The sequence below is a fragment of the Flectobacillus sp. genome, from assembly GCF_049240685.1.
In the GTDB taxonomy this organism is placed as follows: Bacteria; Bacteroidota; Bacteroidia; order Cytophagales; family Spirosomataceae; genus Flectobacillus.
Genome location: NZ_JBMLSD010000299.1, coordinates 5,679 through 7,901, shown reverse-complemented (window position 1 = coordinate 7,901; position 2,223 = coordinate 5,679). Strand labels below are relative to the sequence as shown.

Genomic DNA, 2,223 nt, shown 5'->3' with positions numbered 1-2,223 from the left:
CTAAAAATTCGGTTTCAACAAATATTTCGAATAGAAATCGTCGATTACACGAACTGCGTCGGTTGGGTTATCTACCAACGAAATCAAATCTAAGTCATCAGGATTGATATTACCAGCATTTACCATGGTAGTTTTAATCCAATCCAACAAGCCACCCCAGTACTCTTTACCGACTAATACCACAGGGAAACGACCAATTTTGTGTGTTTGAATCAAGGTCAAAGACTCAAACATTTCGTCGAGTGTACCAAAACCACCTGGCATGATAATAAAGCCCTGTGAGTATTTAACAAACATTACTTTACGAACAAAGAAAAAGTCAAAATTGATACTCTTATCATTGTCGATATATGGATTTGGATGTTGCTCAAATGGTAATTCGATATTCAAACCAACAGATTTTCCACCTTGTAGTTTAGCACCTTTGTTACCAGCCTCCATAATACCAGGACCACCACCCGTGATTACACCATATCCATGGCGAACCAATTTAGCGGCAATTTCTTCAGCCATGATATAATAAGGGTTGTCAGGTTTTGTACGAGCAGAGCCGAAAATCGAAACACAAGGGCCGATTTTTGCCATTTTATCGATACCTTCTACAAATTCTGACATAATCTTGAATACTCTCCACGATTCTTCAGAACGAATTTCTGCCCAAGTGTGGTCAACAAAAGCTCTTTTGATTTTGTCTTCTTCTTTCAACAATTTTTCGCTTTCTCTTTCAGTCATAGCTTTTTCCGGTTTTTATCGTTATAAAATAGTGGTTTCTTGCACAATGGTCTGTACCTTTGCACTAAGCACCAAAAAAGCTTAACGTAAAAAAAATATTTTTTGTTACACATTCACTGAATTTTTTTCAAAAATGTCAAAGAAAATTGCCATCGGAGGTGACCATGCTGGATTTGAGTATAAAGCAGAAATTGTAAACTATTTACAATCAAAAGGTTACGAGGTAAAAGATTTTGGTCCATACAGCAATGCATCTTGCGATTATCCTGACTTTGCACATCCTGTAGCATCGGCGGTTGAAACAAAAGAGTTTGATTTGGGTATCTTGTTGTGCGGAAGTGCCAACGGTGTGGCTATTACAGCCAACAAACATCAGGGAATCCGTGCGGGTTTGGCTTGGAATACAGAAGTAGCCAACCTAGTACGTTTGCACAACGATGCGAATATCGTTTGTGTACCTGCTAGATTTGTTAGCATCGAAGAAGCTTATGCTATTGTAGATACTTTCTTGAATACAGAATTTGAAGGTGGTCGCCACCAATTGCGCGTGAACAAAATTCCATGCTAATTGATAATTTATTGATCAGTTAGTACGCAAAATAAATTTAATTTTGAGCTTACGGCTTTCAGCTTTGGGTATTTAGCAAAAGTATATACATTGTATTTAAAAACACTTTAACACTCTTTGCCTTTTGCCTAGTGCCTAAACTCATAACTTAAATCTTATTCTGAATGATTACTTAATTTGGAGATGAGAATATGCTTATCTCCAAATTACTGAATGACTCTTCCATCCTCCATCTCGATAATACGCTGGGTTCTTTCTGCAAAATTAGGGTCATGCGTCACAATCAACAAAGATTGTTTGTACTCTTCGGATAATTGACGGAATATATCAAAAACCACTTCCGTATTTTTCTTATCCAAATTTCCTGTAGGTTCGTCACCCATAATAATCAGAGGGTCATTAATAAGGGCTCGTGCGATAGCCACACGCTGTTTTTCGCCTCCTGATAACTGATTCGCTTTTTTTAGCGCCTTATCATCCATCCCCAACTTTCGTAGATGCCCAATAGCTCGATGTTCTAATTCTTGTGGAGAAATCTTTCCTAGTTTTAGTCCGGGCAACATCACATTTTGGAGCACACTAAATTCGTTGAGGAGGTAATGAAATTGAAAAACAAATCCAATCTTTTCATTGCGTACACGTGCCAATTCTGCCTCCGTTTTTCCTGTTAGTTTAGTGCCATCAATCCACAATTCTCCCTCATAGTCGGTATCCATCGTAGAAAGGATATAAAGTAAGGTAGACTTTCCGCAACCCGATTTTCCTACTATAGAGGTAAATTGACCTTGAGGAATTTCGATGCTTACATCCTTCAAAATAGGTACTGTCACAGGGTCATGAAAACTTTTATTGATATGTTTTGCTTCAAGCAACATGTCGATTTAGGATTTTATGGTTGAATTGGCTCTTGCCGAATGCCGATA

3 protein-coding genes are annotated in these 2,223 nt (G+C 37.9%); 1 reads left to right on the top strand and 2 read right to left on the bottom strand.

What is annotated here, in order from left to right; genetic code table 11:
- Complete coding sequence (locus ACOVQ4_RS13495; protein WP_421821156.1) at positions 1–732, bottom strand: TIGR00730 family Rossman fold protein; 732 nt, start codon at positions 730–732, stop codon at positions 1–3.
- Positions 733–865: 133 nt separating this feature from the next.
- On the opposite strand from ACOVQ4_RS13495, the gene rpiB reads away from it, so the two are divergent.
- Positions 866–1,300 (top strand): ribose 5-phosphate isomerase B, encoded by a 435-nt coding sequence (gene rpiB, locus ACOVQ4_RS13490; protein ID WP_095166497.1) that lies wholly within the window; start codon positions 866–868, stop codon positions 1,298–1,300.
- 206 nt (positions 1,301–1,506) lie between these two features.
- Here rpiB and ACOVQ4_RS13485 read toward each other — a convergent pair whose 3' ends face one another.
- Positions 1,507–2,175 (bottom strand): ABC transporter ATP-binding protein, encoded by a 669-nt coding sequence (locus ACOVQ4_RS13485; protein ID WP_421821155.1) that lies wholly within the window; start codon positions 2,173–2,175, stop codon positions 1,507–1,509.
- Between the last annotated feature and the right edge of the window lie 48 nt (positions 2,176–2,223).